The sequence below is a fragment of the Micromonospora musae genome (assembly GCF_003626545.1).
Taxonomy (GTDB): domain Bacteria; phylum Actinomycetota; class Actinomycetes; order Mycobacteriales; family Micromonosporaceae; genus Micromonospora; species Micromonospora musae.
The window spans coordinates 321,106-345,238 of record NZ_RAZS01000007.1 but is presented as its reverse complement, the minus strand read 5'-3'; the positions used below and the strand labels follow the sequence as shown (position 1 = coordinate 345,238).

Genomic DNA, 24,133 nt, shown 5'->3' with positions numbered 1-24,133 from the left:
AGAGTAGGCGCTTGTGAAGAGGTGCACAAATCGCGATCTTGTCAGCTCGCGACGCGGCTCCACCTGGCCCTCCATTCCGCAAGATCGATCCGGCGGTATCCGCCGGCACCGCACGGAGATTATTGCTCAATCCCGACTTCTCTGACCAATCCCGCGCCGTGGGCGGCCTCCAATCGCCTTTTCGATCGGTGCGATCCGCTATTTTCCGGCCGAAAGCGCGACCACAACCGGTGGAGAAACCGGAGGTAGGGCCAGCCCTACGGCGCAGAGGACGGGCTGCGGGATGGGCCCCGGACCCCGGACTGCCTAGCCTTTTGACATGACCACCGTCACTGTCACCGCCAACCAGTCGAAGCTGGCGCCGACCGTCACCCGCCAACTGCTGCACGACTCCGGCTACGTGCTGCTCGGCTTCCCGTTGGCGCTGGCCAGCTTCGTCGTGCTGCTGGCCGGCACGGCGCTCGGCATCGGCCTGATGGTGACGGTGATCGGCCTGCCCGTCCTGGCGGGAACCCTCTACGCCGCCCGGGGCCTGGCCGACATCGAACGGCTCCGGTTGCCGTCCGTGCTGCACCAGCCCCGGATACGCCCCCACTACCGGGCGGCCGAGCCGGGCGCGAGCGCCTGGCGACGGATCTTCGTGCCGATCGCCGACGCCCAGTCCTGGCTCGACCTGTCGCACGGCATCTTCAAGCTGATCGTCGCGGTGGGCACCTTCGTGGTGACCGTGGTCTGGTGGGCCGGGGCCGTCGGGGGAACGCTCTACTGGGCGTACGACTGGGCGCTGCCCCACCCGCCGGACGAGACCGACCTGGCCGACCTGCTCGGGCTGGGCGGCACCACCGCCACCCGGGTCGGCCTCTACACCGCGATCGGCGTCTTCTTCCTGATCACCCTGCCGATCGTGGTCCGTGGCTGCGCCCTGCTGCAGGCCAGCTTCTCCCGGGCGATGCTCACCGGGGTGGCCGAGATGCGGGACCGGATCATCGTGCTGGAGGAGCAGAAGCGGGCCGCGGCCTCCGCCGAGGCGACCGCCCTGCGCCGGCTCGAGCGGGACATCCACGACGGCCCTCAGCAGCGGCTGGTCCGGTTGGCGATGGACCTCAGCCGGGCCCGGCAGCAGCTCGCCTCCGACCCGGAGGCGGCCGGGCGGACCCTGGACGAGGCCGTCGCGCAGACCCGGGACACGCTGGCCGAGCTGCGTGCCCTCTCCCGGGGCATCGCACCGCCGATCCTGGTCGACCGCGGCCTGCCGAGCGCGCTGGCCGCGCTCGCCGGGCGCGGGCTGATCCCCATCGAGCTGCGGGTCGACCCGGAGCTCGGCACCCAGGGCGGCCGGCTCGACCCGGCGCTGGAGAACACGGCGTACTTCGTGGTGGCCGAGGCGCTCACCAACGTGGCGAAGCACAGCCGGGCGACCGAGTGCCAGGTGAGCGTCGAGCGGGCGGACCGTCGGCTCACGGTGAGCGTGGGCGACGACGGCCAGGGCGGGGCGCACGCGGCGAAGGGGCACGGGTTGGCCGGCATCGCCGACCGGGTCCGGGCCGCGGGCGGCGAACTGACCGTGATCAGCCCGTCCGGCGGCCCCACCGAGATCCGCGCCGAACTGCCGCTGTGAGCGCCGACGTGATAGACAACACCACCATGCGCGTGGTGATCGCCGACGATGCCGTACTGCTCCGCGAGGGGCTGGTGCGGCTGCTGACCGAGAGCGGGCACGAGGTGGTGGCCGTCGTCGGTGACGGCGACGCCCTGGTCGAGGCGGTGGTGGCGCACCGGCCGGACGTGTCGATCGTCGACGTGCGGATGCCGCCGACGCACACCGACGAGGGGCTGCGGGCGGCGGTGCAGGCCCGCCAACTGGTGCCGCGCAGCCCCGTCCTGGTCCTCTCCCAGTACGTCGAGGTGTCGTACGCCGACGATCTGCTCGCCACCACCGGCGGTGCCGGCGGCGGCGGGATCGGCTACCTGCTGAAGGACCGGGTCGCCGCGATCGACGAGTTCCTGGACGGGCTGCGGCGGGTCGCCGCCGGCGGCACGGTGCTCGACCCGGAGGTCGTCGGTCAGCTCTTCGCCCGGCGCCGCCGCGACGACCCGCTGAGCGAGCTGACCCCGCGCGAGCGGGAGGTGCTCGCGCTGATGGCCGAGGGGCGTTCCAACACGGCGATCGCGCGCGCCCTGGTGGTGAGCGACGGAGCGGTGGAGAAGCACGTGCGCAACATCTTCACCAAGCTCAACCTCCCACCCGACACCGAGCAGCACCGCCGCGTCCTGGCGGTGCTGGCCTACCTGCGCAACTGACCGTCAGAACAGGGACCGGGCAAGCCGCACGGCCTCGGTCAGCGTGTCGGCCACCGGGTGGCCGGAGGCGCGCAGCCGGGCCGGGTCGGTGAAACCGCCGGTGTAGAGCACGGCGCGGCCGCCCACCGCCGAGGCGGCGTCCGCGTCGTCGATCGAGTCACCGATCAGCACCGCCGAGGGCCCGTCGACGCCCAGCTCGGCGAGGTGCTTCTGGAGCGACTTCGCCTTCCGGTCGCCGCCGGTCCCGCCGCGCAGCCCGTCCACCCGCAGGAAGTTCCCGGTCAGCCCGAAGCGGTGCACCGTCGGCACCAGCTCCTCGTGGAACCACATGGAGAGCAGCGACTGGCCGCCGGGCCACGCCTGCATCGCGGTCCGCGCGTCGGCGGCCAGCTCGCAGGTGGTGAGGCCGCTGCGGTACGCCTCGTGGAAGATCCGGTCCAGCCGGCCGAACTCCTCCTCGTCGACGGCCTGGCCGAGCACGTCGGCGTAGTACTCGGCGACCGGCCGGCGGAACCGCACCCGGTGCTGGTCGGTGGTCACGGACGGGCCTCCGACGCTGGCGAACACGACGTTGGTGGCGTCGATCACCAGGCTGAGGTCGTTGAGGAGGGTGCCGTTCCAGTCCCAGACCAGGTGGGGACGTGCAGGGGTCATGTCGCCGAAGGCTACCCGGCGGCGGTCAGAGCTGGGGGGTGGTGAGATCCCGGAGCAGCCGCTCCTCCTCCACCCGCCAGTAGCCGTGCTCCTTGCCGTCGAGCAGCACCACCGGCAGCCGGTCGCCGTAGTCGCGCTCCAGCTCCACGTCGGTCGTCACGTCCCACTCGATCCACCGGTCCCCGGTGACCGCGACCACCCGCCCCAGCGCGGCGCGCGCCTCCTCGCAGAGGTGGCAGTCGGGCCGGGTGATCAGGGTGAGCCGGGCGTCACTGGACATCGGGCACCTCCGTGCGCGGGTCGGCCGGAACCGACAGGTCGTCGGCCGGCGCCGCCGGGGACGGCACCGGGGCGGGCGTGGTGGCCGCCGAGCGAAGCTGCGTCTTACGGACCTTACCGATCACCGAGTGCGGCAGGGCGTCGACGAACTCGATGCCGGTCGGGCACTTGAACCGGGCCAGGTTCCGGGCGCAGTGGCCCTGCAGCTCCACCGCGGTCACCGGGTCACCGGGTGCCCGCACCACGTACGCCCGGACAGTCTCGCCCGTCCGCGGGTGCGGCACACCCAGTACCGCCGACTCGGCCACCCCCGGGTGCCCGTCGAGCACCGACTCCACCTCGTGCGGGTACACGTTGAAGCCGTTCACCAGGATCAGCTCGCCGAGCCGGTCGACCAGGAAGAGGTCACCGTCCTCGTCGGCGTACGCGATGTCGCCGGTGGGCCACCAGCCCGCCGTATCCGGGCCGCCCCGCCCGTCCGGCCAGTAGCCGGAGAAGAGGTTCGGGCCCCGGACGACGATCTGGCCGGGGTCGGTGCCCGGTGCCGCGTCGGAGAGGTCCGGCCCGTCGGGGTCGTCGTCCGGCGCGGCCGTCCCGTCGTGCCACAGATCGGTGCCGTCGGCGCCGACCAGGCGCAGCTCGACGCCGGGCAGCGGCCGGCCGATCGAGCGGGCCTTGGGGTCCCGACCGACCAGGGTGGAGGTGAGCACCGGGGCGGTCTCGGTGAGGCCGTACCCGACGTGCACCGGGCGGCCGGCGACGGCGGTGAACCGGGCCGCCACGGCCGGCTCCAGCGGCGCCGCGCCGCAGACCACCAGCCGGACCGAGGCCATCGCCGCAGTGAGCGCGTCGCTGTCCGCCATGGACCAGGCCAGCACCATCGACGGTACGCCGACCAGCACGGTGACCCGGTGCCGGGCGACCGCGGCGAGCGCCATGTCGGAGCCGAGGTCGTCGACGAGCACACCTGTCGCGCCGCGCCGGATCACCGCGCCGAGCCCCGAGTTGAGCCCGTACGCGTGGAAGAGCGGCAGCGCCAGCAGCATGGTGTCCTCCGGCCCGACCACCGGTGGCTCGATGCGGCTCACCTGTTCGAGGTTGGCCGCGAGCGCGCCGTGCGACAGCATCGCGCCCTTGGGGCGTCCCTCGGTGCCGGAGGTGTAGAGCAGTACGGCGAGATCGTCTGCGCCGCGGACCGGAAGGTCGACGGTCTGCTCGCCGCTGTCGGCCGGCGGGCGGGTGTGCACCGCGGTGAGCGCCGGCAGCTCCGCGGCGTACGGGGCGACGAGGTCACGGACCCGCTCGGTGGCGATGAGCACCGCTGCGCCGGAGTCGGCGAGCACGTGCCGCAGCTCCCGCGCGGTGAAGTCGGCGTTGACGGGTACCGCGACGAGCCCGGCGCGCAGGACGCCCAGGTAGCTGGTCGCGAAGTCCGGCGTGTTGGGCAGGGCGACGGCGACCCGCGCCGGCCGCCCGTCCGGGTCCGGTGTGGTCGTGGTGGCGAGCGCGCGGGCCACCGCGGTCACCGAGGCGTCCAGTTCGGACCAGCTGAGCGTCCGGTCCCGCCAGTGCAACGCGGGCCGGTCGCCGTGGGCGAGGGCCGCCCGGCGTACCCGGTCGGCGAGGTTCGGGGCCGTTCCGATTCCTGCGTCCTGCACGGTGGCTGAGTCTCGCACAGCGGCCGACGGGCGGCCATGCCCCGCACGCGCGCGCCCGGATTCCATCGTCGGCAGTGGCGGTCCCGTTCACGGGACAGATTGTTGTGCCGAGGGTGATCCAATCGTGTCTCATCGATGGGACAGTGCGACATGGCGCCACGATTCCGTCCGCGGCCTGTCAGCCAGCCGACCGACACGCCCGACCGACGCCCGGCACGACCCCGCTGACCAGGGCATCCACTCCGGACCACCGGGACCGGCCAAAGTCAACCGCACACGACGGACAACCGGTCCGCCATCGGTGCGACACGGCGGGAAATACTTCGGCCCTGTGTAACGGACTTGCCACGCGCGGGTGACGTTGGCCCCTATCATCACTCGGGTCGGCTCACCCCATTTGCCGTGAGTCGACACCCCTCAGCCCGAGGAGGCCCCCGTGCCCGTCAGCGCATTGGACCAGCACCTCAAGGGGAACTGCCGCCCGCCGGCACACCCCGGAACCGCCGTGCCCTCCGGTGGCTTGACCACCGGTGGCCGAGCGGTGCGACCGGCACGGCCGCTGGCCGGCGGGACGGGGGCCGGACGATGAGCACCTTCGGCTACACGGAACGCCCGGTCGGCCTGACCGGCCCGACCCCCCGGAGCGCCGTCAACGAGCGCACCGCCGCGAGAACGGGCGGCCACGACGACGGCGCCGCGCTCGCCGTCCAGGGCGAGGGCACCGCCAAACGGCTGCGTAACCGGCCGCACAACGAGCCGCCGGCCCGCCCGACCGTGCCCGGCGGGAACGCCAAGCAGCCCGGCGGCCGGGTCGTGGCGCCACCCCAGCGCGCCATGCCGAGCCGCCGCGTCGAGGACGCCCCCGCGGTGGCCGACCCGTCCGCGGGCGAGACGGCCGTGCTGCCCGCCGTGCCGGTCGCGGCCGCGCCCTCCGGCACCGGCAGCACCACCGGCTTTCCGAGCCGCCCCGACCCGTCCGATCCGGCGACCGAGGTGTGGGGGCTGGTCGAGCGGGCGCAGGCCGGCGAGTCCGAGGCGTTCGGCCTGATCTACGACAGGTACGTCGACACGGTCTTCCGCTTCGTCTACTTCCGGGTCGGCAACCGGCAGCTCGCCGAGGACCTGACCTCCGACACCTTCCTGCGCGCCCTCAAGCGGATCGGCAGCTTCACCTGGCAGGGCCGCGACCTGGGCGCCTGGCTCGTCACCATCGCGCGCAACCTGGTCGCCGACCACTTCAAGTCCGGTCGTTACCGGCTGGAGGTCACCACCGGCGACGTGCTCGACGCCGACCGCGAGGACCGCGGCCCGGAGGGGAGCCCGGAGGCGGCGGTGGTGGAACACATCACGAACGTCGCCCTGCTCAGCGCGGTCAAGCAGCTCAACCCGGAGCAGCAGGAGTGCATCGTGCTCCGCTTCCTCCAGGGCTTCTCGGTGGCGGAGACGGCTCGCGCGATGGGCAAGAACGAGGGTGCGATCAAGGCGTTGCAGTACCGCGCCGTACGCGCCCTGGCCCGCCTGCTGCCCGACGGCTTCCAGCCGTAGTCGTTACCGGGGCATTGCTGCACGATCTTCGATCGTGCAGCTCAGAGGCTTTTTCACGAGGTGATCCCCATCACTTTCCGTGATTTCCGCCCCGCCGGGCCCGTAACCCGTGCCCGGCGCGCTCCGTTTCTCCGGGTGCGACCGGTGGTTGCCCCGGTATCCCCCCGGGCCCCGGAGGTCGGCGGGCACATCCTGCCCACGACCTCATCTCGCGGTGTCACGTCGCCGCCGGTCGTCGGCCATACGGCGGCCGACCGGCCGTGACCAGCGAGAGGAGGTGCCCGCGGTGGACAACATCCTCTCCTCCCGCCGGCGCGCCGAGCGCTTCGCCCAGCTTCTCGACGAGGCGAACGGCGCCCGCAGGCATCATGTCCGGTCCCGGGTCGACGACGAGCTCGCCCCACTCGTGGCGGTCGGGCAGCGCATCGTCGCCGAGCGGCCCAAGGTCGAGGTGGATCCGGAGTTCCGTACCGGCCTGCGCGCCATGCTGCTGGCCACCGCCGAGCGCGAGGGGCTCGGCACACCGGCCGCCGCAAAGGCCCAGCCGGGCAGCGAGCGCGCCACGGTCGGCACCCGGAACTCCTTGCTGCCGGCGGTCACGGCCCGCCGGGCGCGCGCCCGCGGCGCCATCCTGATCGGCGTGGCGGCCGGCGCGATCGCCGTCTCCGGCATCTCGGCCGCCAGCGAGAACGCGATGCCGGGCGACGCGCTGTACGGCATGAAGCGCGGGACCGAGCGGGCCCAGCTCGCCCTGGCCAGCTCCGACATCAGTCGGGGCCAGCTCTTCCTCGACTTCGCCCGCACCCGGCTCGGCGAGTCCGCCGAGCTGCGCGGCGACCACGTCGGCTTCAGCAGCGTGCTCGACGACATGGACGCCGACACCCGCCAGGGCGTACGCCTGCTGACCGCCGCCGCCGTGCAGCGCGCCGACACGGCGAGCCTGGACGCGGTCAACACGTTCGTGACCGGGCAGCGGCGCGCGGTCGGCGACCTGCTCGACGGCGCCGGCCGGACCGACCGGGAGCGCACCCGCGAGTCGCTGGAGCTGCTCGACACGGTTCGGGAACGCTCCGACGCACTGCGTGCGGCGCTCGGCTGCGGCCTGCCCGCACCGGTGGCCAGCGACAGCCTCGGCCCGGCGCCCGACACCTGCCCCGCCGACCGCTGAGCGGCGGGCAACGCCAGAACTCCACCCGCCGTCCCCGGTCCGGCTACGCTCGCTGGAGGCTCACCGGTCCAGGGAGGGAGGTCGTGTGGCGCGCACCCGCAGGGTGACGGTCAGCACCGACGTCCACGGTCACACCGCCGGCTGGGCGGAGGCCGAGCCGGCCCCGCCGCCGTCCGCACCGGATCCGACCGCAGCGGCCTTCTTCGACGTCGACAACACGATGATGCAGGGCGCCTCGATCTACTGGTTCGCCCGTGGGCTCGCCGCCCGCAACTACTTCACCACCACCGACCTGGCCCGCTTCGCCTGGCAGCAGCTCCGGTTCCGGCTCCTCGCCCGGGAGCACGCCGGCGACATGTCGCAGGCCAGGGACGCCGCGCTCGCCTTCATCGAGGGCTGGCGGGTGGACGACATGGAGCGGCTCGCCCAGGAGATCTTCGACGAGATGATGGCCCCGCGCATCTGGGTGGGCACCCGGCAGCTCGCCCAGCGGCACCTCGACGCCGGGGAGCGGGTCTGGCTGGTGAGCGCCGCGCCGGTGGAGATCGGGCGGGTCATCGCGTCCCGGCTGGGGTTGACCGGCGCGATCGGCACGGTCGCCGAGGTGGTCGACGGCGCCTACACCGGCCGCCTGGCCGGCGACCTGATGCACGGGCCGGCGAAGGCCGAGGCGGTGACGCAGCTCGCCGCCGTGGAGGGGCTCGACCTCACCCGCTGCGCCGCCTACAGCGACTCCGCCAACGACCTGCCGCTGCTCTCCACCGTCGGCCGGCCGGTCGCGGTGAACCCGGACGGTGCGCTGCTGCGCCGCGCCCGGGAGCACGGCTGGGAGGTGTGCGACTTCCGTACCGGCCGCCGAGCCGTCAAGATCGCCGTACCGTCCACCGCCGTGGCCGGCGCCCTGGTCGGTGCCGTCAGCGCCGGGCTGGCCCTGCACCGTCGCCGCCGCCCGGGCTGACGGAGGTCGCCGTCCCGGGGCGACGGGCGCTCACGGACCGAACGGGTCCGGACGGCGTTCGAGCAGCTTGTGCAGGGTCTGCTGAATGGTCTCCCGCACCTGGTCGGCGAGGTTGAAGACCACCAGCGGGTCGTCGGCGGAATCCGTCAGGTGCGCCGTCGGGATCGGCGGGCAGAACTCGATCAGCCACTTGCTCGGCAACGGGATCATGCCCAGCGGGCCGAGCCAGGGGAAGGTCGGCGTGACCGGGAAGTAGGGCAGCTTCAGCAGCCGGGCCAGCGGCTTGATGTCGGCGAGCATCGGATAGATCTCCTCGCCGCCGACGATCGCCACCGGCACGATCGGCGTTCCGGTCCGCAGCGCGGCCGAGACGAAGCCGCCCCGGCCGAAGCGTTGCAGCTTGTACCGGTCGGCGTAGAGCTTGCCGATGCCCTTGAAGCCCTCGGGGAAGACGCCGACGAGCTCACCCCTGGCGAGCAGCCGTTCGGCATCCGGGTTGCAGGCCACCGTGCCGCCCGATTTGCGCGCCAGCTCGGAGACGACGGGCATCCGGAACACCAGGTCGGCGCCGAGCAGGCGGAGGAACCGGTGCCCGGGATGCCGGTCGTGCAGGGCGGTCGCGAGGATCAACGCGTCCAGCGCGACCGTCCCGGAGTGGTTCCCCACCACCAGGCCCGCGCCGTCGGCGGGGACGTTCTCGATCCCGGTCACCTCGGTGCGGAACCAGTCCCGGTAGAGCACCCGCACCAGCGGATGCAGGACCCGCTCGGTCAGGTCCGGGTCGAAGCCGAACTCGTCGACCTCGTAGTCGCCGGAGAGCCGCCGGCGCAGGTACGCCAGGCCGCCGGCCACCCTCCGGTCCCAGGGGTCTCCGGGCAGGTCGGTCACCGCCGCCTCGGGCGGCCGCGGCGGCTCGTCGCGCGCGGTCGTCACGCCGGGCGTCGTCGGGTCGGCCGGTCGGCGTCCGTTGCGCCGCGCCGGCTCCGCGGCCGGGTCCGGCGCGTCCATCGGTACGTCGAACCGGCCACCCTCGGCACCCGTGTGTTCCCGCCCGACCCCGCTCACGACCGCTCCCGGACGGCGGTCCGCACCTGCCGGATCCCGTCGAGCACGGCCTGCTCGGCGGCGGCCAACTGTTCCCGGGTCAGCACGGCCCGACCGTGGTGGGCGCGGATGAAGTCGTCGAAGGCGGCGGCGGTCGAGCGGGGGGTGAAGCCGTACTCGCGCTCCAACCGGCCGGTGTCCACCACCCGGCCGTGCACGAAGAGGTCGACCTGGTCCAGACCGATCCGGCCGAACCCGAGCCCACGCGCCAGCGCGGCGGCGTTGGAGAGCCCGGGTTCCAGCACCGGTACGGCCACCCGGCCGGCCCGCCGGATCGCCTGGGTCAGGGAGAGCACGCCCGGCCCGGCGACGTTGTAGGTGCCCGGATGGTCCTCGACGACGGACCGGTGCAGCACCTCGAGGGCGTCGTCGAAGTGCAGGAACTGCAGCCTGGGGTCCCGGCCGAAGACGGTCGGCACCAGCGGCTGGGAGAAGTAACGGGTCAGCGTCGTGTCGGCGGTGGAGCCGATGAAGGGCGCGAACCGCAGGACCGTCCCGGTGACGTCGGGACGACGGCGGCGGAAGCCGCGAACGTACCCCTCGATGTCGAGGATGTCGCGGCCGAAACCGCCGCGCGGCACCTCGCGGGGCTCGGTCTCCTCCGTGAAGACCGCCGGGTCCCGGAACGACGCCCCGTAGGCCGCCGTCGAGGAGCGCACCACGACCTTGCGCAGCCGGGGCGCCCGCTGGCAGGCGGCGAGGAGCTGCATCGTGCCGATGACGTTCTGCTCCTTCATCGCCGCACGACCGCCGTGCTGTGGATCGGGAGCGGTGGCGAGCGCGAGGTGCACCACCGCGTCGACGTCCAGATCCGCCAGGAGGTTGCCGAGCGAGCCCGCGTCGACGCGGAGCCGTTCCACCCCGTCGAGCAGGTCGGCGAACTCGCCACCGGAGTCGGGCGGGTCGATGCCGATGACCCGTTCGATGCGCGGGTCGGCGGCGAGCCGCGCGGCCACGTGCGCACCGAGGTACCGACCCACTCCGGTGACGACGACGACCCCCGGAGCACCTGGGGTGCTACCGGGGGTCATCTACCGCACCTCCCTCGACAGGCGGGATCGTGCCGGGACAACCACGGCCTGATCACCTGAGCCTCCGAGGGTCGACAGGTGGCAAGTGACGCCGTTACCGGGCCGTCGGCCCGGCGGCGATCACTTGCCGAGACGGCGACGCTGGACGCGGGTCTTGCGCAGCAGCTTGCGGTGCTTCTTCTTAGCCATGCGCTTGCGGCGCTTCTTGACCACCGAGCCCATACGAAAGCCTTTCGATGCAACGTGCGGGGCGGACCGGCTGCCACCACCACGCGGGTGGGCGTCGGCGACCGCTTGCGGACAACGGACCGGACCAGGTCGGGCATCAGGGCGCACCGGGGTGCGGTCACGGTCGGAGTCCAGGGTAGCGGGAGACTATCAGCAGGACCAACGCGGCCCCGTCGATGCGCCCTCGCCGGCTGCGTCAGGGCCACCACCGCGATGCTCGCGGACCGGCCGCCGGCCCGGACCGGACCGCTCGCGCCGGGCATCCGAGAAGCTCATCGCTCGGGCCCGCCGTGGTCGGTCGGGCCTCGACGCCCCTGCTGGTCCGGCGGCTCAGGCGGTCTCCTGAAAGGCACCGCGAAGGTACTCGTGCACCGCGTGCTCGGGCACCCGGAAGGACCGGCCGACCCGCACGGCGGTGAGTTCACCGCTGTGCACCAGGCGGTAGACCGTCATCTTCGACACCCGCATGACCGTCGCCACCTCGGCGACGGTCAGGAACTTGACCTCCGACAGTCGACCGTCGGACTGCGACCCGGTCATGGCTCACCCGTCCCCATCCCATGCCCAGCGCGCACCCGTGCCGGCGGAGTGCTCCCGCCCGGACCGGCGACGCGCGTGTTACCAGTACGGTAGCGGGGCGGCTGTGACCGGCGCGATCCCTTCGTACAACTGATCATGCTTCCGGCCTCGGGTTCACCCGTTCCGACCTGCCGATTTGCGCCCTGTCGCGGCGCGTGTCCCATTGCCGGGACCGGAACGCCCCGGAGTCGCTCCACCACGGAGAGCAGCCGGGGGTCCGCTCGACCCGGGCTTGTGTGCGCCGCCCCCGTCGGTCGTGCGCCGTCGGTTGCGGGCGGAAGGCGCCCGGTGGCTCCGGCGGCGCCACCGGAGCCACCGGGCGGGTGCCCCGGGCCACTTCCGGACGCGGCACCGGGGCTCCGCGCTGGGAGCGGGACCAGTGTCGCAGGTACGCCGCGACCGCCCGACACCGGTGGATCATGGAGGCCCGGTCGCCGGCTCGGCGGAGACCGTCAGGCGGCCAGCGTGCGGATGTACGCGACGCACTGGCCGTGCAGGGCCGACCACGGCTCGCCGAAGGCCTCCTCGGCCGCCTGCTCGGGCGGCGTACGGTCGTGCAGCACGGCCGCCACGAACGCGAGCAGCCGCTGCTCACCGAACCGGTCGACGAGGTGCCGGACGGCCAGGTAGCCGAGGCCGTAGCTGCCCGCGACCCGGGCGGCGGGCGCGTCGTCGGCCGGTGCGAGATCGTCGAGTCGACTGTTCCAGCCGCCCCGGACCAGCTCACGCACCTGGGCCATGCCCTGGTAGCGGCTCACCGGCTGGCCGCCCGCGCCCGCGTACTCGGCCAGCCCCTCCACCAGCCACCAGATGCTCCTGCCCGGGTAGCCCTGTTCGGGCAGGGAGGCGGCGTGGGTCAACTCGTGCCGGAGCAGGTCGTCGAGGCCCGCGGCGGTCGCCCCGTCCGCGTTGATCACCATCTCGTGGTGGCCACCGCCGACGGTGACCGCGTACCCGCCGGTCCACTTCGGGCGGCCACCGCCGTACCAGCGTTCCCACTCGGCGGGGCCGGCGTAGTAGATCCGGTAGCGGTCCGGCGGCGAGCCGGCCACCGCGTACCGGTCGGCGACCTTCGCCGCCGCCTCGGCCTGGGTGAGCAGGGCGGGCAACTTGCCGCGCAGCGCCGGCGTCGTGGCGACGCTGGTTCGCGCGCCGGTCGCCACGGCCAGTTCGCTGACCTCCCACGGGCGGGTGCCGGTCTCCGCCGACTTGGACTCCTCGACGGCGACGAGCCGGGGCTGCCGCGCGTCGTCGCGCCAGCGGGTGCCGGCGAGCACCGGGCTGGGGCGGCAGCCGGGCACCGCGAAGCAGTACTGGAAGCGCACCAGCATCCGCCACTCGCCGGGCCGGTCGCCGATGGCGGTGGGCAGGCCGGTCACCTCGGCCCGCCAGGTGGTCACCCCCAGCGCCCGCAACGCGTTGAACCGGCGGCGAAGGTCGGTGTGCGCGCTCGGCTCGGCCACGGCGAGGAAGCCGGCCAGGTCGCCCGCGAGCAGCGCGGCGGACTGTCGGTTCAGCACGGCCGCGATCCGAGCGGCGAAGTCACGCGCGTCCCGGGCCGGGTCGCCGGCCGTGGGATCGGCGCGTTGCACCACCGCCCGCCCGCCGGGCTCCCGAATCGCCGCTGTCAGGACCGCCGCCGGTACACCGCAGGTGATCAGCAGCAGTACGACCAGCGTGAGCACCGTCCACAGGGGTCGGATCCGACGCGGGGCGGCTTCGTCCAGACCGTCCGTCACCCGGCGAAGGGTAACGACCTTTCGCCCGATCCGGCGAGGCCGGCGTCACCGGCGCTCCCCCGCAACGACTGCCGTTCGGGCATTCTCTGTCGGTCAGGTCGGGCGGTTGGTGGCGCGGACCAGCGCGGCGGTCGCCGCCCAGGCGGCCACCAGTGCGCCCCCGAGCAGCGGCCCGGCCAGTGCCGCGAGCATCGCGCCGCCGGCCACGAACCAGGCGGCCTGGAAGCCGTACCTGGCCGGCAGCGGCAGCGTGATCCGCGCCTTCGGCGAGCCGTAGACGCCCCAGAGCGCGGCGAGCAGCAGCGGCACCGCGACGGCGGAGAGCAGCCGGAGCGGCAGGCCGGCCTCCAGCGCCCAGCCCCACCGGGCGCCGATCACCAGCACGGCCAGCTCCAGCAGGAACAGCAGGAGGAGCGCGAGCGCCCGGATCGGGGTTCTCATGCCCTGCGCCAGCCCTGCAGCGCGGTGTCGAGCGAGGCGACCATCTCGTCGTACGAGCGGTCGAGGTCGCGGGGCAGGCCGAAGCCGCCGGCCGCCTCCAACGAGACGAACCCGTGCAGCGCGCTGCGCAGCGTCCGGGCGGCGTCGACGGCCGCGTCGCCGGTGATCCCGTAGCCGTGCAGCACCGCGTAGATGACACCGACGGCGCGCTCCCCGGCGGCCACGTGGTCCGGGTCGGCCGGCTCCGGCACCTGCTGGGTGGCCGGGTAGCGGCCGGGGTGCCGGCGCGCATACGCCCGGTAGGCGGCGGCGACGGCGTGCAGCGCGTCGACACCGGCCCGTCCGACGGCGGCCGCCGTCAACTCGTCGGCCAGCTCCGCCGTGGCGTACGCGGAGAGCTTCTGGGCGAGCGCGTCCGCACCTCGGACGTGCTTGTAGAGACTGGGCAGGGCGACGCCGAGCCGGCCGGCCAGCGCGGCGAGAGTGAGTTGCTCCCGGCCGACCTCGTCGACCAGCCGGGCCGCCTCGCGTACGACTATCTGCTGGTTCAGCCCGACCCTAGGCACCGGTGGTCACCTTCAGGAACGCGATGAGCTGCTCCGCCGTGGCCGCCGGCTGGTCCGCGTGCGGGTAGTGGCCGGAGCCTTCGATCATGCGCGCCTCGGCGGTGCCGAAGAGTCTCCGAGCGGCCCGCGCCTCGGCGCCCGGGTCGCGGAAGTCCGGGTCACGGGCGCCCATGAGGACCAGGACCGGCTGCCGGACGTCGCGGGCCCGGGCGGTCCAGTGCGGCTCGACGAGGGCGACCACCCCGCGTACCGCCGCCATCCGGCCGTGCTCGCGGAGGTTGGCCACCATCGCCCGCCGGTAGTCGGCGTCGTCGGCGGGACGGGTCACCGGGAAGAGCGTCTTGTGGAACATCCCGAAGAGTCGTGGACTGCGCAGCACCACCGCCTGGGCGAGCCGCATCAGCGGGTTCGCCTCGGGCGGCTCGACGAACGCGCCGACCAGCACGATCCCGGCGACCCGCTCGGGCGCCTCGGCGGCGGCGAAGACGACGGCGGCGGCGCTGGACGAGCTGCCGACCAGGACGGCCGGGCCGCCGCCCAACTCGTCGACGACGGCCAGCAGGTCGCCACCGACCTCCGCCGGGGCGTACGTCGGCCAGCCGACGCTCGACGCGCCGTGCCCCCGTACGTCGACTGCGGCCACCCGGTGCCCGGCCGCGACGAGCAGTGGGACCAGGTGCCGGTAGGAGGCCCAGTTCTCCCCCATGCCGTGCGCGAGCACGACGAGCGGACCCGCCCCGTGGACCTCGTACGCGATCCGTCCAGCGGATCGCTCAACGTAGCTAACACTCATAACCCAAAAGCTAACCTCATTAGCTAAATTCGTCAAGGGGTTGACCTCACCTCGACTTCAACTCGCACGATCACCGGCATGCCGAACCTTCGCTCCGCCGTACCGCACCTGCGCATCGCCCGCCCGAGCCGGGACCTGGCCGCGGCCGAACGCTTCTGGGTCGACGGCCTCACCCTCGACGTGCTCTGGCGCTCCACGGCCGATGGGCCGGACGAGCACGACCTGCTGATGCTGGGCTGGCCGGACGCCCACTGGCACCTGGAACTGGTCGCCGCAGACGCGCCCACCCCGACCCCGACCGAGGAGGACCTGCTGGTCCTCTACCTGGACGGGCCGGTCGACGAGGATCTGGTGCGGGAACTGGAACGGGCCGGCGGGACGAGAGTCTCCGCCGGCCCGTACTGGGACCGCTGGGGGGTGGCGCTGGCCGATCCGGACGGCTACCGCCTGGTGCTCAGCACCCGGGGCTGGTCGAACCGGTGAACGGGCCGAGCTACTTCTTCGAGACCAGAGCGCGGGCGAAGAAGGCCAGGTTGGCCGGGCGCTCGGCGAGCCGGCGCATCAGGTAGCCGTACCACTGGTCGCCGTACGGAACGTACGTGCGCAGGGTGTAGCCCTCACCGACGAGCCGGGCCTGCTCCTCCGGCCGGATGCCGTAGAGCATCTGGAACTCGAACCGCTCCGGCCCACGGTCGAACCACCGGGCCCGGTCCTCGCCGATCGCGATCAGCCGCGGGTCGTGGGTGGCCAGCATCGGGTAGCCCTCGCCCGACATCAGAATGTTCATGCAGCGGACGTAGGACTTGTCCACCTCCTGGGCGGACTGGTAGGCCACCGACTCCGGCTCCTTGTAGGCCCCCTTGCAGAGGCGTACGCGGGAGCCCGCCGTGGCCAGCTCCCGGCAGTCCGACTCGGTCCGCCGCAGGTACGCCTGGAGCACCGCCCCGGTCGACGGATAGTCCTTGCGCAGCTTGGCGAGGATCTCCAGCGTCGAATCGGTGGTGGTGTGGTCCTCCATGTCCAGCGTGACAGTGGTGCCGACCGCGTCCGCCGCCGCGCAGATCGCCCGCGCGTTGTCGGCGGCGAGCTGCTCGTCGAACATCTGCCCGAGCGCGGAGAGCTTCACGCTGACCTCGGCCGCCGGGGTGAGCCCGGCCTCGCCGAGCAGCCGCAGCAGCGACAGGTACTCGTCCCGGGTGGCGTTTGCCTGATCGGGGGTGACGGTGTCCTCGCCGAGGTTGTCGAGGGTGACCGCGAGACCGTCGTCGACGAGCGCACGGGTCGCGTGCAGCGCGTCGTCGGTCTTGGCGCCGGCCACGAACCGGCGTACGACGTCCCGGGTGAACGGGGCCGTCGCGACGAGCCGCTCGACCTGGGATGACCGAGAAGCGGCGAGGATGACGGAACGGAGCATGAGCCGAGGGTAACGCCCGCCTGGAGCCCGTCGCCGAGGGGCGGCCCGCAGCTCAGCAGGGGCAGGTGCGGGAGCATCGGCCGGCACGGACGGTCACGCCCACCCTCCGCCGCACTACATCGACGCGCCACGTGGCGTCCGAGTCGTCTACCGTTGTGGGCGTGAACTTCGACGCGTACGCCCGGACCGGCGTTGACCTCGTCAACGCCCGCCTGGACGACCTCGACGACCTGCGGGCCAGCTTCCCCGAGACCAGCGCCTGGATGCGCGAGGAGGTCGCCGAGCGGGACCTGGCGATCTTCCGGCGGGCGCAGAAGCGCCTACGTGACGTCTTCGACTACGGCACCTCCGGGCGGGACGCGGACGCGGTGGCCGAACTCAACGCGCTGCTCGAGGCGTTCCCCGTGCAGCCGCGCATCTCCGGCCACGACTCCAGCGACTGGCACATGCACGTGACCAGCCGGGGTGCCTCGGTGAGCGCGGAATACCTCGCCGGTGCCGTCTGGGGCCTATCGGTCTGGCTCTGCGAGTACGGCAGTGCCCGCTTCGGCGTCTGCGCCGACGAGCGCTGCGGCAACGTCTACCTGGACACCTCGTCGAACTGCTGCCGGCGGTTCTGCTCCGAGCGCTGCGCCACCCGGTCCCACGTGGCCGCGCACCGGGCACGCAAGCGGGCCGCGATCGGCGAGCAGCAGGCCGCCGCCGTCGCCGCCCAGCCGGTGCCGGCCGACTCGCTCACGCCCGTCAGCTGAGCTCACCACGCGCCGGGGCTGCCGTCGCCGGCAGCGCCCCGGCGGGCGGATCAGCGCGTACCGGGGCCGGTCACCGCGGCCTCGGCGAAGGTCAGGCGTCGACCGGGGACGGCGTGCCCAGGTGCTGACGGGCGAAGTCCAGCGCGTCGCGCAGGTCGGCCTCGCGTACCGCACGGCTGCGCGCACCCCGCGTCGACACCTCCACCGCCACCGAACCGGTGAAGCCCCGCCCCGCCAGTGACCGCAGCACCTCGGCGCAGGGCTGGGTGCCGCGTCCCGGGACGAGGTGCTCGTCGCGCCCCTCGCCGGTGCCGTCGCCGAGGTGGACGTGCGCCAACGCGTCGCCCATCCGGTCGGCCATCTCCATCGAGTCGGTGTGCGACGCGGCGCAGTGCGACAGGTCGAGCGTGTACGCCGGGTAGCCGGCCTCCGTCGGATCCCAACCCGGGACGTACGGAACGAACTGCCGGCCGGCCATACGCACCGGGTACATGTTCTCCACGGCGAACCGCAGGTCCGGGTGGCGGTCGGCGATCTCGGCGAGCCCCTCGCCGAAGTTGCGGGCGTAGTCGCGCTGCCAGCTGAACGGCGGGTGCACCACCACCGTGGGCGCCTCCAGCGTCTCGGCGAGCTCGGCGGACCGGCGCAGCCGCTCCCACGGATCAGGGCTCCACACCCGCTGGGTGACGAGCAGGCAGGGCGCGTGCACGGAGCGCACCGGCACCCCGTAGTGCTGGGCCAGGCCGCGCAGCGCGCCGCCGTCCTGGCTGACCGCGTCGGTCCAGACCATCACCTCGAGCCCGTCGTAACCGAGGGCCGCGGCCAGCTGGAAGGCTGCCGCGGTCCGCTCCGGGAAGACCGAGGAGCTGGAGAGAAGCACCGGGACTCGGGACGTCACATCAGCCAGGGTAGCTCCGCCGGGCCCACCGCACATGGTGACGAGCGACCACAAAGCGGCCGTACCGCGCCGGGGTCCTCAACGTGGACCGAACTGGTCGAGCCGGCGCAGGATGACGCCTTCGCGCAGCGCCCAGGGGCAGATGGTCAGCTTCTCGAGGTCCAGCTTGCGCATGACCGCCTCGGCGACGACCGCGCCGGCGAGCAGCTGGTGCGCCCGCCCCATGCTCACCCCCTCCAGTTCGGTGAGCTGCCGGGGCGGGATGAGCCGGATGAAGCCCATCACCTGGCGCAGCCCGGTACGGGTGAGGCTGCGCTTGGCCCAGACCCCCGCGCCGGAGGGGGCCGCTCCGGCCAGCCGGGCCAGGGTCCGGAACGTCTTGGACGTACCGACCGGCCGCTCCCAGCCCACCTCGACGATCTCCTCGACGACCGGGTCGAGCTGCGCGTCGACGTACTCCCGCAGCTCCTCCACGGCGCGGGCGGACGGTGGCGCGTCGTCCTCCGGCGACAACCGCAGCCGCTCCCGGGTCAGCCGGCCCGCGCCGAGCGGCAGCGAGACGGCGGACGTCGGGTCCTCGTCGATCCCGGCGGCGATCTCCAGGGACCCGCCGCCGATGTCCAGCAGCAGCAGGCGCCCTGCCGACCAGCCGAACCAACGCCGCACCGCGAGGAACGTCATCCGCGCCTCGTCGGCGCCGGGAAGCACCTCCAGGCGTACGCCGGTCTCGTCGCGGACCCGGGCCAACACCTCGGCGGCGTTGGTGGCGTCCCGCACGGCCGAGGTGGCGAACGCGATCAGGTCGTCGGTGTTCAGGCCGGCGGCCGCCGCCTTCGCCATGCTCACCGCCTTGACCAGCATGTCGGCGCCGACCTCGGTGAGCGCGCCGTCGGGGCCGATCTGCTCGGCGAGCCGGAGCACCACCTTCTCCGAGTGCGCCGGCCAGGGGTGCGCGCCATGGTGCGCATCCACCACCAGCAGATGCACCGTGTTGGAACCGACGTCGAGGACCCCCAGTCGCATGGTTCGACCCTAGGGCAACAGGTTTCCTCGGCTCACCGGCCCGGACGGCCTACCACGCGTACGCTGGGCCGGGTGACGATGGAGCTCCGCGTGCTGGTGGACGACCCGGGTGACCCGCGCAGCCGCGAGGTGCCGCTGGATTTCCCCCGGGAGTGGCTCGAGTTCACCGATCCGGCCGACGAGACTCACCTGATCCGGGCCGACCTCACCTGGCTGCTCTCCCGCTGGACCTGCATCTTCGGCCAGGGTTGTCACGGCATCATCGCCGGCCGGGCCGCCGACGGCTGCTGCTCGCACGGCGCCTTCTTCACCGACGCGGACGACGAGAAGCGGGTACGCACCGCCGTGAAGCGGCTCACCCCGGAGACCTGGCAGCACTTCCGCCGGGGCTTCAAGAACTGGACCGAGAACGACACGGTCGACGGCAAGACCCCGGCCCGCCGGACGGCCACCCGCGCGGCGGACGCCCCCTGCGTGTTCCTCAACGAGCCGGACTTCGCGGGCGGCGGCGGCTGCGCGTTGCACGCCCAGGCGCTGCGCGACGGGGTGCACCCGCTGGAGTACAAGCCGGACGTCTGCTGGCAACTGCCGATCCGTCGGGACCAGGACTGGGTCAAGCGGCCGGACAACACGAAGGTGCTGGTGTCCACCCTGTCGGAGTTCGACCGGCGGGGCTGGGGCGCCGGCGGGCACGACCTCGACTGGTGGTGCACCTCCTCGACCGACGCGCACGTCGGCACCGAGCCGATGTACATCTCCTACGGCCCGGAGCTCACCGCGCTCATCGGCGCGCCGGCCTACGGGAGGCTCGCGGAACTCTGCGCGGCCCGGTCCCGCCAGGGTCTGGTCGCCCCGCACCCGGCCGACGGGTCCTGATCACCCCGCACCGGCCCTGATCGCCCTGCCAGTGGCGGGCGGGCTGCCCGCCGAACCCACGTCGTCACCGAACGCCATACGGGGTGGCTCGCACGCACCGCAAGTTGGCGCCGCGCCGCGCCGCAGAGTCGCGCCCGCGTCGCAGGGGCGCGCCGCCGGGTCGGGCCCTCGTCGCGAGGGGCACCGCCAGGTCGGGCCTTCGTCGCTAGGGTGTACCTGCTCAGCCCGGCACGGCGCGCGCCGGTTAATCGACTCGGTTTCCTTGATGTCGGGGTGTCCCGGCCGCGTGATGCCCCGACTTCAAGGAACCGGAGTCGATCACCGGTCGCGACTGGGGTGACGAACCGTGTCCGGTTTGCGGCCCGCGCAACCTGGGGCGCCCCCCGTTCGCCTCCGCCGATCAGGGCTCGAACTTGTAGCCCAGGCCCCGCACCGTGACGATGTAGCGCGGCGCGGACGGCTCCGGCTCGATCTTGGAGCGGAGTCGCTTGACGTGCACGTCCAGGGTCTTGGTGTCGCCGACGTAGTCGGCACCCCAGACCCGGTCGATGAGCTGCCCCCGGGTGAGCACCCGGCCGGCGTTGCGCAGCAGCAGCTCCAGGAGCTCGAACTCCTTGAGCGGGAGCTGCACCCCGCCGCCGTCCACGGTCACCACGTGCCGCTCGATGTCCATCCGGACCGGGCCGGCCGCCAGCGTCGGGGTGCCCGACTCGGCCGCCTCGGGCGTCTGCCGGCGCAGGACGGCACGGATCCGGGCCACCAGTTCGCGCGGCGAGTAGGGCTTGGTGACGTAGTCGTCCGCCCCGATCTCCAGGCCGACGACCTTGTCGATCTCGCTGTCCCGCGCGGTGACCATGATGATCGGCACGTGCGAGCGCTGCCGGAGCTGCCGGCAGACCTCAGTACCCGACATTTCGGGCAGCATCAGGTCGAGCAGCACGATGTCGGCTCCGGTCCGGTCGAACTCGGTCAGGGCCGACGGGCCCGTCGCGGCGACCGAGACCTCGAAACCCTCCTTGCGGAGCATGTAGGACAGGGCGTCGGAGAACGACTCCTCGTCCTCGACCACCAGTACGCGGCTCAACGGGTGTTCCTTTCCATTGCTGTCAGACCTGCCGAAGTTCGGGTGAACCGGACTCGATCCCAGCCCCCGGTAGTGTCGTCAGAAGGTCTTCCGGGGGACGAGCGGGCAGCCGGAGGGTGAACGTCGACCCACCACCAAGAGTGCTCGACACATCGACCCGTCCGCCATGGTTGCTCGCGATGTGTTTCACGATGGCCAGCCCCAGCCCCGTCCCGCCGGTGGAGCGGGAACGCGCCTGGTCGGCTCGGTAGAAGCGCTCGAAGATCCGGTCGACGTCCGTGGGGGCGATGCCGATGCCCTGGTCGGTGACGGCGATCTCGACGTGTTCCTCGCCACGACGCGTCTCGATCCGCACCTTCGTGCCGTCGGCCGAGTAGTTGATCGCGTTCTCCACCAGGTTCGCCACGGCGGTGGCGAGCTGGCTGTCGCTGCCGTAGACGGTGAGACCGCGTTCGCCGTCCGCCAGCACCTCGATCTCGCGGGCGGAGGCCGTGGTGCGCGTACGGTCGGCGACCTCGGCGATCACCCAGTCCACCGAGACCGGCTCGGGCGCCGGCTGTGGCTCGGCCCCCTGCAGGCGGGTCAGTTCGAGCAGTTCCTGCACCAACCGGCCGAGCCGGGTGGATTCGTGCTGGATGCGCTCGGCGAAGCGACGGGCGGCGACCAGGTCCTCGGAGAGGTCCGGCGCGACGTCGGTGGCCGGCTCCGTGGCGTCGAGCAGCGCCTCGGCCAGCAGCTGCAGCGCGCCGATCGGCGTCTTCAGCTCATGGCTGACGTTGGCCACGAAGTCGCGCCGCACCCGGGCCAGCCGGTGCGACTCGGTCACGTCGGCGGCCTCGACGGCGATGTAGCCGCCGCCGACCCCCATCGCTCTCAGGTGCACGCCGAGCGGGTTCTCCCCCGCGTTGTCGCGGCCTCGGGGCAGGTCCAGCTCGATCTCGCGCCGGATGCCCGTCCGCCGCACCTGACCGGCGAGGGTACGAATCAGTGGGTGCGCCGCTATCGAGCCCGGGCTGGCGCCAGTGCGCAACAGACCCATCGCCCGCGCGGCGGGATTGACCAGAACGGGAACGTCGTCCGGATCCAGCACGACGACGCCGGCTCGGAGGGAGTCGATCGTACGGCGGCCGAGCCCAGCCTGCGGATCGTCGGCTATCGCGGGCCTCCCCCTGCTCACGAGGGAACTGCCGCCCCCCGTCGACTTGTCGCGGCTGCTCCACCTCGACCGGATCCCGGGCAGGAAGATGCCGACGACCACTCCGGTCGCCAGCGCTACGGCCACCACGACCGCCACCGCCCATTCCACCTGGCGATCGTAGGGTCATTGTTAACCTGGCTACCGCCCAGAAAGGGATGAATCAGGCTCGGTTACGGCAAAATTTACGTAACCGTCGGGCGTCGTTCACCGTGGTTCATTCCGGGTCCGCCCGTGCGCCCTACCGTGGTCGGCACACCGCTCAATCCTGCGCCGGCTTCGGCCGGCCTCGACCCCCACAGGACGTGACAATGCGCGACGAGTTCCGGGCCGATCTACACCTCGTAAGCCAGTTGTTGGTGGACATGGCCGAGGGAGTCCGGTCCGCCATGCGGCAGGCTACCCGGGCCCTGCTCACCGCCGACCGGCAGGCGGCCGAGACGGTCGTCGAGCGGGACGCCGAGATCGACGGCCTCTACCGGCACGTCGAGGAGCGGGTCAGCGACCTGCTGGCCCGCCAGGCACCGGTCGCCTCCGACCTGCGTGCCATGATCACCGCCCTGCACGTCGCCGCCGACCTGGAGCGGATGGGCGACCTGGCCGAGCACGTGGCGAAGACCGCGCTGCGCCGGCACCCCTCGCCCGCCGTACCGGCCGAGCTGCGCCAGATCTTCACGGACATGGACTCGACCGCCGACCGGATGGCCGGGAAGATCGCCTCGGTGCTGGCCAAGCCCGACGCCGACATCGCCGCCGAACTCGACCGCGACGACGACGCGATGGACGAGCTGCACAAGGGGCTCTTCGGCGTGGTGCTCGGCGATGACTGGCCGTACGGCGTGGAGACCGCGATCGACGCCACCCTGCTCGGCCGCTACTACGAACGTTTCGCCGACCACGCGGTGAACGTCGGCGAGCACGTGTTCTACCTGATCACCGGCGAGCAGACCCCGCCCACCGCCTGAGCCGCGAACCTGAGTCGCGAAACGGGCCCCTACCGTGCGGCAGGGGCCCGTTCGCGCGCTGGTCCGGCTCAGCGGCCCTGGTTGGCGACCGCTGCCGCGGCTGCCTTGGCGGCCTCCGGGTCGAGGTACGACCCGCCGAGGACCTGTGGACGCAGGTTCGGGTCCAGGTCGTACCGGAGCGGGATGCCGGTCGGGATGTTGAGCTTGGCGATCGCGTCGTCGGAGATCTGGTCGAGGTGCTTCACCAGCGCGCGCAGCGAGTTTCCGTGCGCGGCCACCAGCACCGTACGGCCGGCCAGGATGTCTGGCACGATCGAGTCGTACCAGTACGGGAGCATCCGCTCCACCACATCCTTGAGGCACTCGGTACGCGGCATCAGCTCGGTGGGCAGCAGCGCGTAGCGGGGGTCGCCGACCTGGGACCACTCGTCGTTGTCGTCGATGGGCGGCGGCGGGGTGTCGTACGAGCGCCGCCAGAGCATGAACTGCTCCTCGCCGTACTCGTCGAGGGTCTGCTTCTTGTTCTTGCCCTGCAGGGCGCCGTAGTGCCGCTCGTTGAGCCGCCACGACCGGCGCACCGCGATCCAGTGCCGGTCGGCGGCGCTCAGCGCCAGCTCCGCGGTGCGGATCGCCCGGCGCAGCACGCTCGTGTGCACCACGTCCGGCAGCAGGTTGTGTTCGCGGAGCAGCTCACCGCCGCGCCGCGCCTCGGTCTCCCCCTTGGCCGTCAGGTCTACGTCCACCCAGCCGGTGAAGAGGTTCTTGGCGTTCCAGTCGCTCTCGCCGTGGCGCAGCAGGACCAGCGTCCCGACGGTGGGGCCCTCACTCGCAGTCATGCGGATCATCCTGCCGCACGTCGCAGGCGGACATGCCGGGACCCGT

At 72.9% G+C, this 24,133-nt stretch carries 26 protein-coding genes; 9 read left to right on the top strand and 17 right to left on the bottom strand.

Features of this window, described 5'->3' with window-relative positions:
- The first annotated feature begins 319 nt into the window (after positions 1–319).
- Both D7147_RS21625 and D7147_RS21620 read left to right on the top strand, forming a co-directional pair.
- On the top strand, positions 320–1,618 hold the full coding sequence (locus D7147_RS21625; protein WP_120680471.1) for a sensor histidine kinase: 1,299 nt from the start codon (positions 320–322) through the stop codon (positions 1,616–1,618).
- A 26-nt stretch (positions 1,619–1,644) separates the two neighbouring features.
- Entirely contained in the window at positions 1,645–2,301 is a 657-nt protein-coding gene (locus tag D7147_RS21620) for a response regulator transcription factor (protein WP_120680674.1), read from the top strand.
- A 3-nt stretch (positions 2,302–2,304) separates the two neighbouring features.
- Here the strand turns inward: D7147_RS21620 and D7147_RS21615 are convergent, their stop codons facing one another.
- The 3 genes from D7147_RS21615 to D7147_RS21605 are packed head-to-tail and all read right to left on the bottom strand — an operon-like array spanning position 2,305 to position 4,958.
- Positions 2,305–2,955 carry an HAD family hydrolase gene (locus D7147_RS21615; protein ID WP_120680469.1) on the bottom strand — a complete coding sequence of 217 codons (651 nt, stop codon included), beginning with the start codon at positions 2,953–2,955 and terminating at the stop codon, positions 2,305–2,307.
- Between the two features lie 25 nt (positions 2,956–2,980).
- A complete protein-coding gene (locus D7147_RS21610; RefSeq protein WP_120680467.1) occupies positions 2,981–3,235 on the bottom strand; it encodes a glutaredoxin family protein in 255 nt (84 codons plus the stop codon).
- A complete protein-coding gene (locus D7147_RS21605) occupies positions 3,225–4,958 on the bottom strand; it encodes an AMP-binding protein (protein WP_120680465.1) in 1,734 nt (577 codons plus the stop codon). The genes D7147_RS21610 and D7147_RS21605 overlap by 11 nt, the downstream gene beginning before the upstream one ends.
- 519 nt (positions 4,959–5,477) lie before the next feature.
- Here D7147_RS21605 and D7147_RS21600 point away from each other — a divergent pair.
- From D7147_RS21600 to D7147_RS21590, 3 genes are all read left to right on the top strand, one after another.
- On the top strand, positions 5,478–6,437 hold the full coding sequence (locus tag D7147_RS21600) for an ECF subfamily RNA polymerase sigma factor, BldN family (RefSeq protein WP_120680463.1): 960 nt from the start codon (positions 5,478–5,480) through the stop codon (positions 6,435–6,437).
- 286 nt (positions 6,438–6,723) lie between these two features.
- Positions 6,724–7,605, top strand: a complete 882-nt coding sequence (locus D7147_RS21595; protein WP_120680462.1) for a DUF5667 domain-containing protein — start codon at positions 6,724–6,726, stop codon at positions 7,603–7,605.
- Between the two features lie 85 nt (positions 7,606–7,690).
- On the top strand, positions 7,691–8,563 hold the full coding sequence (locus D7147_RS21590) for an HAD family hydrolase (protein ID WP_120680460.1): 873 nt from the start codon (positions 7,691–7,693) through the stop codon (positions 8,561–8,563).
- Between the two features lie 30 nt (positions 8,564–8,593).
- Here D7147_RS21590 and D7147_RS21585 read toward each other — a convergent pair whose 3' ends face one another.
- The 8 genes from D7147_RS21585 to D7147_RS21545 all read right to left on the bottom strand — a co-directional run bounded on the left by D7147_RS21585 (position 8,594) and on the right by D7147_RS21545 (position 15,044).
- On the bottom strand, positions 8,594–9,571 hold the full coding sequence (locus tag D7147_RS21585; protein WP_233563303.1) for a lysophospholipid acyltransferase family protein: 978 nt from the start codon (positions 9,569–9,571) through the stop codon (positions 8,594–8,596).
- Between the two features lie 53 nt (positions 9,572–9,624).
- Positions 9,625–10,698 (bottom strand): NAD-dependent epimerase/dehydratase family protein, encoded by a 1,074-nt coding sequence (locus D7147_RS21580; protein ID WP_120680458.1) that lies wholly within the window; start codon positions 10,696–10,698, stop codon positions 9,625–9,627.
- 120 nt (positions 10,699–10,818) lie between these two features.
- Positions 10,819–10,920 carry a 30S ribosomal protein bS22 gene (locus D7147_RS21575; RefSeq protein ID WP_007465623.1) on the bottom strand — a complete coding sequence of 34 codons (102 nt, stop codon included), beginning with the start codon at positions 10,918–10,920 and terminating at the stop codon, positions 10,819–10,821.
- A 336-nt stretch (positions 10,921–11,256) separates the two neighbouring features.
- Positions 11,257–11,466 carry a helix-turn-helix domain-containing protein gene (locus tag D7147_RS21570; RefSeq protein WP_076466789.1) on the bottom strand — a complete coding sequence of 70 codons (210 nt, stop codon included), beginning with the start codon at positions 11,464–11,466 and terminating at the stop codon, positions 11,257–11,259.
- Positions 11,467–11,957: 491 nt separating this feature from the next.
- A complete protein-coding gene (locus tag D7147_RS21560; protein ID WP_120680456.1) occupies positions 11,958–13,244 on the bottom strand; it encodes a hypothetical protein in 1,287 nt (428 codons plus the stop codon).
- 93 nt (positions 13,245–13,337) lie between these two features.
- Complete coding sequence (locus D7147_RS21555) at positions 13,338–13,685, bottom strand: YrdB family protein (protein ID WP_120680454.1); 348 nt, start codon at positions 13,683–13,685, stop codon at positions 13,338–13,340.
- Positions 13,682–14,251, bottom strand: coding sequence for a TetR/AcrR family transcriptional regulator (locus D7147_RS21550; RefSeq protein WP_120680452.1), 570 nt, complete (start codon positions 14,249–14,251; stop codon positions 13,682–13,684). Before D7147_RS21550 ends, D7147_RS21555 begins: the two co-directional genes overlap by 4 nt.
- The gene (locus D7147_RS21545; protein ID WP_120680450.1) at positions 14,244–15,044 is read right to left on the bottom strand and encodes an alpha/beta fold hydrolase; all 801 of its coding nucleotides are present in this window, start codon (positions 15,042–15,044) and stop codon (positions 14,244–14,246) included. The genes D7147_RS21550 and D7147_RS21545 overlap by 8 nt, the downstream gene beginning before the upstream one ends.
- 78 nt (positions 15,045–15,122) lie before the next feature.
- On the opposite strand from D7147_RS21545, the gene D7147_RS21540 reads away from it, so the two are divergent.
- Complete coding sequence (locus D7147_RS21540; RefSeq protein WP_120680448.1) at positions 15,123–15,527, top strand: VOC family protein; 405 nt, start codon at positions 15,123–15,125, stop codon at positions 15,525–15,527.
- Between the two features lie 10 nt (positions 15,528–15,537).
- Here D7147_RS21540 and D7147_RS21535 read toward each other — a convergent pair whose 3' ends face one another.
- Positions 15,538–16,458 (bottom strand): proline dehydrogenase family protein, encoded by a 921-nt coding sequence (locus tag D7147_RS21535; RefSeq protein WP_120680446.1) that lies wholly within the window; start codon positions 16,456–16,458, stop codon positions 15,538–15,540.
- Between the two features lie 161 nt (positions 16,459–16,619).
- Between D7147_RS21535 and D7147_RS21530 the strand changes: the two genes are divergently transcribed.
- Entirely contained in the window at positions 16,620–17,210 is a 591-nt protein-coding gene (locus tag D7147_RS21530; protein ID WP_120680670.1) for a CGNR zinc finger domain-containing protein, read from the top strand.
- Between the two features lie 91 nt (positions 17,211–17,301).
- Here the strand turns inward: D7147_RS21530 and D7147_RS21525 are convergent, their stop codons facing one another.
- The gene (locus D7147_RS21525) at positions 17,302–18,108 is read right to left on the bottom strand and encodes a sugar phosphate isomerase/epimerase family protein (RefSeq protein WP_120680444.1); all 807 of its coding nucleotides are present in this window, start codon (positions 18,106–18,108) and stop codon (positions 17,302–17,304) included.
- A 78-nt stretch (positions 18,109–18,186) separates the two neighbouring features.
- Positions 18,187–19,131, bottom strand: coding sequence for a Ppx/GppA phosphatase family protein (locus tag D7147_RS21520; protein WP_120680442.1), 945 nt, complete (start codon positions 19,129–19,131; stop codon positions 18,187–18,189).
- A 78-nt stretch (positions 19,132–19,209) separates the two neighbouring features.
- Here D7147_RS21520 and D7147_RS21515 point away from each other — a divergent pair, with 78 nt between their 5' ends.
- A complete protein-coding gene (locus D7147_RS21515; protein WP_120680440.1) occupies positions 19,210–20,007 on the top strand; it encodes a hypothetical protein in 798 nt (265 codons plus the stop codon).
- Between the two features lie 400 nt (positions 20,008–20,407).
- On the opposite strand, the gene D7147_RS21510 is transcribed toward D7147_RS21515, so the two are convergent.
- Positions 20,408–21,091 carry a response regulator transcription factor gene (locus D7147_RS21510; RefSeq protein ID WP_120680438.1) on the bottom strand — a complete coding sequence of 228 codons (684 nt, stop codon included), beginning with the start codon at positions 21,089–21,091 and terminating at the stop codon, positions 20,408–20,410.
- Between the two features lie 22 nt (positions 21,092–21,113).
- Positions 21,114–22,322, bottom strand: coding sequence for a sensor histidine kinase (locus tag D7147_RS21505; RefSeq protein ID WP_407663382.1), 1,209 nt, complete (start codon positions 22,320–22,322; stop codon positions 21,114–21,116).
- Positions 22,323–22,597: 275 nt separating this feature from the next.
- Here D7147_RS21505 and phoU point away from each other — a divergent pair, with 275 nt between their 5' ends.
- Positions 22,598–23,251, top strand: coding sequence for a phosphate signaling complex protein PhoU (gene phoU / locus D7147_RS21500; protein ID WP_120680434.1), 654 nt, complete (start codon positions 22,598–22,600; stop codon positions 23,249–23,251).
- 68 nt (positions 23,252–23,319) lie between these two features.
- On the opposite strand, the gene D7147_RS21495 is transcribed toward phoU, so the two are convergent.
- Positions 23,320–24,087 carry a phosphoglyceromutase gene (locus tag D7147_RS21495; protein ID WP_120680432.1) on the bottom strand — a complete coding sequence of 256 codons (768 nt, stop codon included), beginning with the start codon at positions 24,085–24,087 and terminating at the stop codon, positions 23,320–23,322.
- Positions 24,088–24,133 lie beyond the last annotated feature (46 nt).

What these genes read in the sequence shown, in the direction of transcription:
- D7147_RS21625 (WP_120680471.1), top strand. Translation starts at nt 320, where the DNA reads ATGACCACCGTCACTGTCACCGCCAACCAGTCGAAGCTGGCGCCGACC.
- D7147_RS21620 (WP_120680674.1), top strand. Translation starts at nt 1,645, where the DNA reads ATGCGCGTGGTGATCGCCGACGATGCCGTACTGCTCCGCGAGGGGCTG.
- D7147_RS21615 (WP_120680469.1), bottom strand. Translation starts at nt 2,955, where the DNA reads ATGACCCCTGCACGTCCCCACCTGGTCTGGGACTGGAACGGCACCCTC.
- D7147_RS21610 (WP_120680467.1), bottom strand. Translation starts at nt 3,235, where the DNA reads ATGTCCAGTGACGCCCGGCTCACCCTGATCACCCGGCCCGACTGCCAC.
- D7147_RS21605 (WP_120680465.1), bottom strand. Translation starts at nt 4,958, where the DNA reads ATGGAATCCGGGCGCGCGCGTGCGGGGCATGGCCGCCCGTCGGCCGCT.
- D7147_RS21600 (WP_120680463.1), top strand. Translation starts at nt 5,478, where the DNA reads ATGAGCACCTTCGGCTACACGGAACGCCCGGTCGGCCTGACCGGCCCG.
- D7147_RS21585 (WP_233563303.1), bottom strand. Translation starts at nt 9,571, where the DNA reads ATGGACGCGCCGGACCCGGCCGCGGAGCCGGCGCGGCGCAACGGACGC.
- D7147_RS21580 (WP_120680458.1), bottom strand. Translation starts at nt 10,698, where the DNA reads ATGACCCCCGGTAGCACCCCAGGTGCTCCGGGGGTCGTCGTCGTCACC.
- D7147_RS21575 (WP_007465623.1), bottom strand. Translation starts at nt 10,920, where the DNA reads ATGGGCTCGGTGGTCAAGAAGCGCCGCAAGCGCATGGCTAAGAAGAAG.
- D7147_RS21570 (WP_076466789.1), bottom strand. Translation starts at nt 11,466, where the DNA reads ATGACCGGGTCGCAGTCCGACGGTCGACTGTCGGAGGTCAAGTTCCTG.
- D7147_RS21555 (WP_120680454.1), bottom strand. Translation starts at nt 13,685, where the DNA reads ATGAGAACCCCGATCCGGGCGCTCGCGCTCCTCCTGCTGTTCCTGCTG.
- D7147_RS21545 (WP_120680450.1), bottom strand. Translation starts at nt 15,044, where the DNA reads ATGAGTGTTAGCTACGTTGAGCGATCCGCTGGACGGATCGCGTACGAG.
- D7147_RS21540 (WP_120680448.1), top strand. Translation starts at nt 15,123, where the DNA reads ATGCCGAACCTTCGCTCCGCCGTACCGCACCTGCGCATCGCCCGCCCG.
- D7147_RS21535 (WP_120680446.1), bottom strand. Translation starts at nt 16,458, where the DNA reads ATGCTCCGTTCCGTCATCCTCGCCGCTTCTCGGTCATCCCAGGTCGAG.
- D7147_RS21520 (WP_120680442.1), bottom strand. Translation starts at nt 19,131, where the DNA reads ATGCGACTGGGGGTCCTCGACGTCGGTTCCAACACGGTGCATCTGCTG.
- D7147_RS21515 (WP_120680440.1), top strand. Translation starts at nt 19,210, where the DNA reads ATGGAGCTCCGCGTGCTGGTGGACGACCCGGGTGACCCGCGCAGCCGC.
- phoU (WP_120680434.1), top strand. Translation starts at nt 22,598, where the DNA reads ATGCGCGACGAGTTCCGGGCCGATCTACACCTCGTAAGCCAGTTGTTG.
- D7147_RS21495 (WP_120680432.1), bottom strand. Translation starts at nt 24,087, where the DNA reads ATGACTGCGAGTGAGGGCCCCACCGTCGGGACGCTGGTCCTGCTGCGC.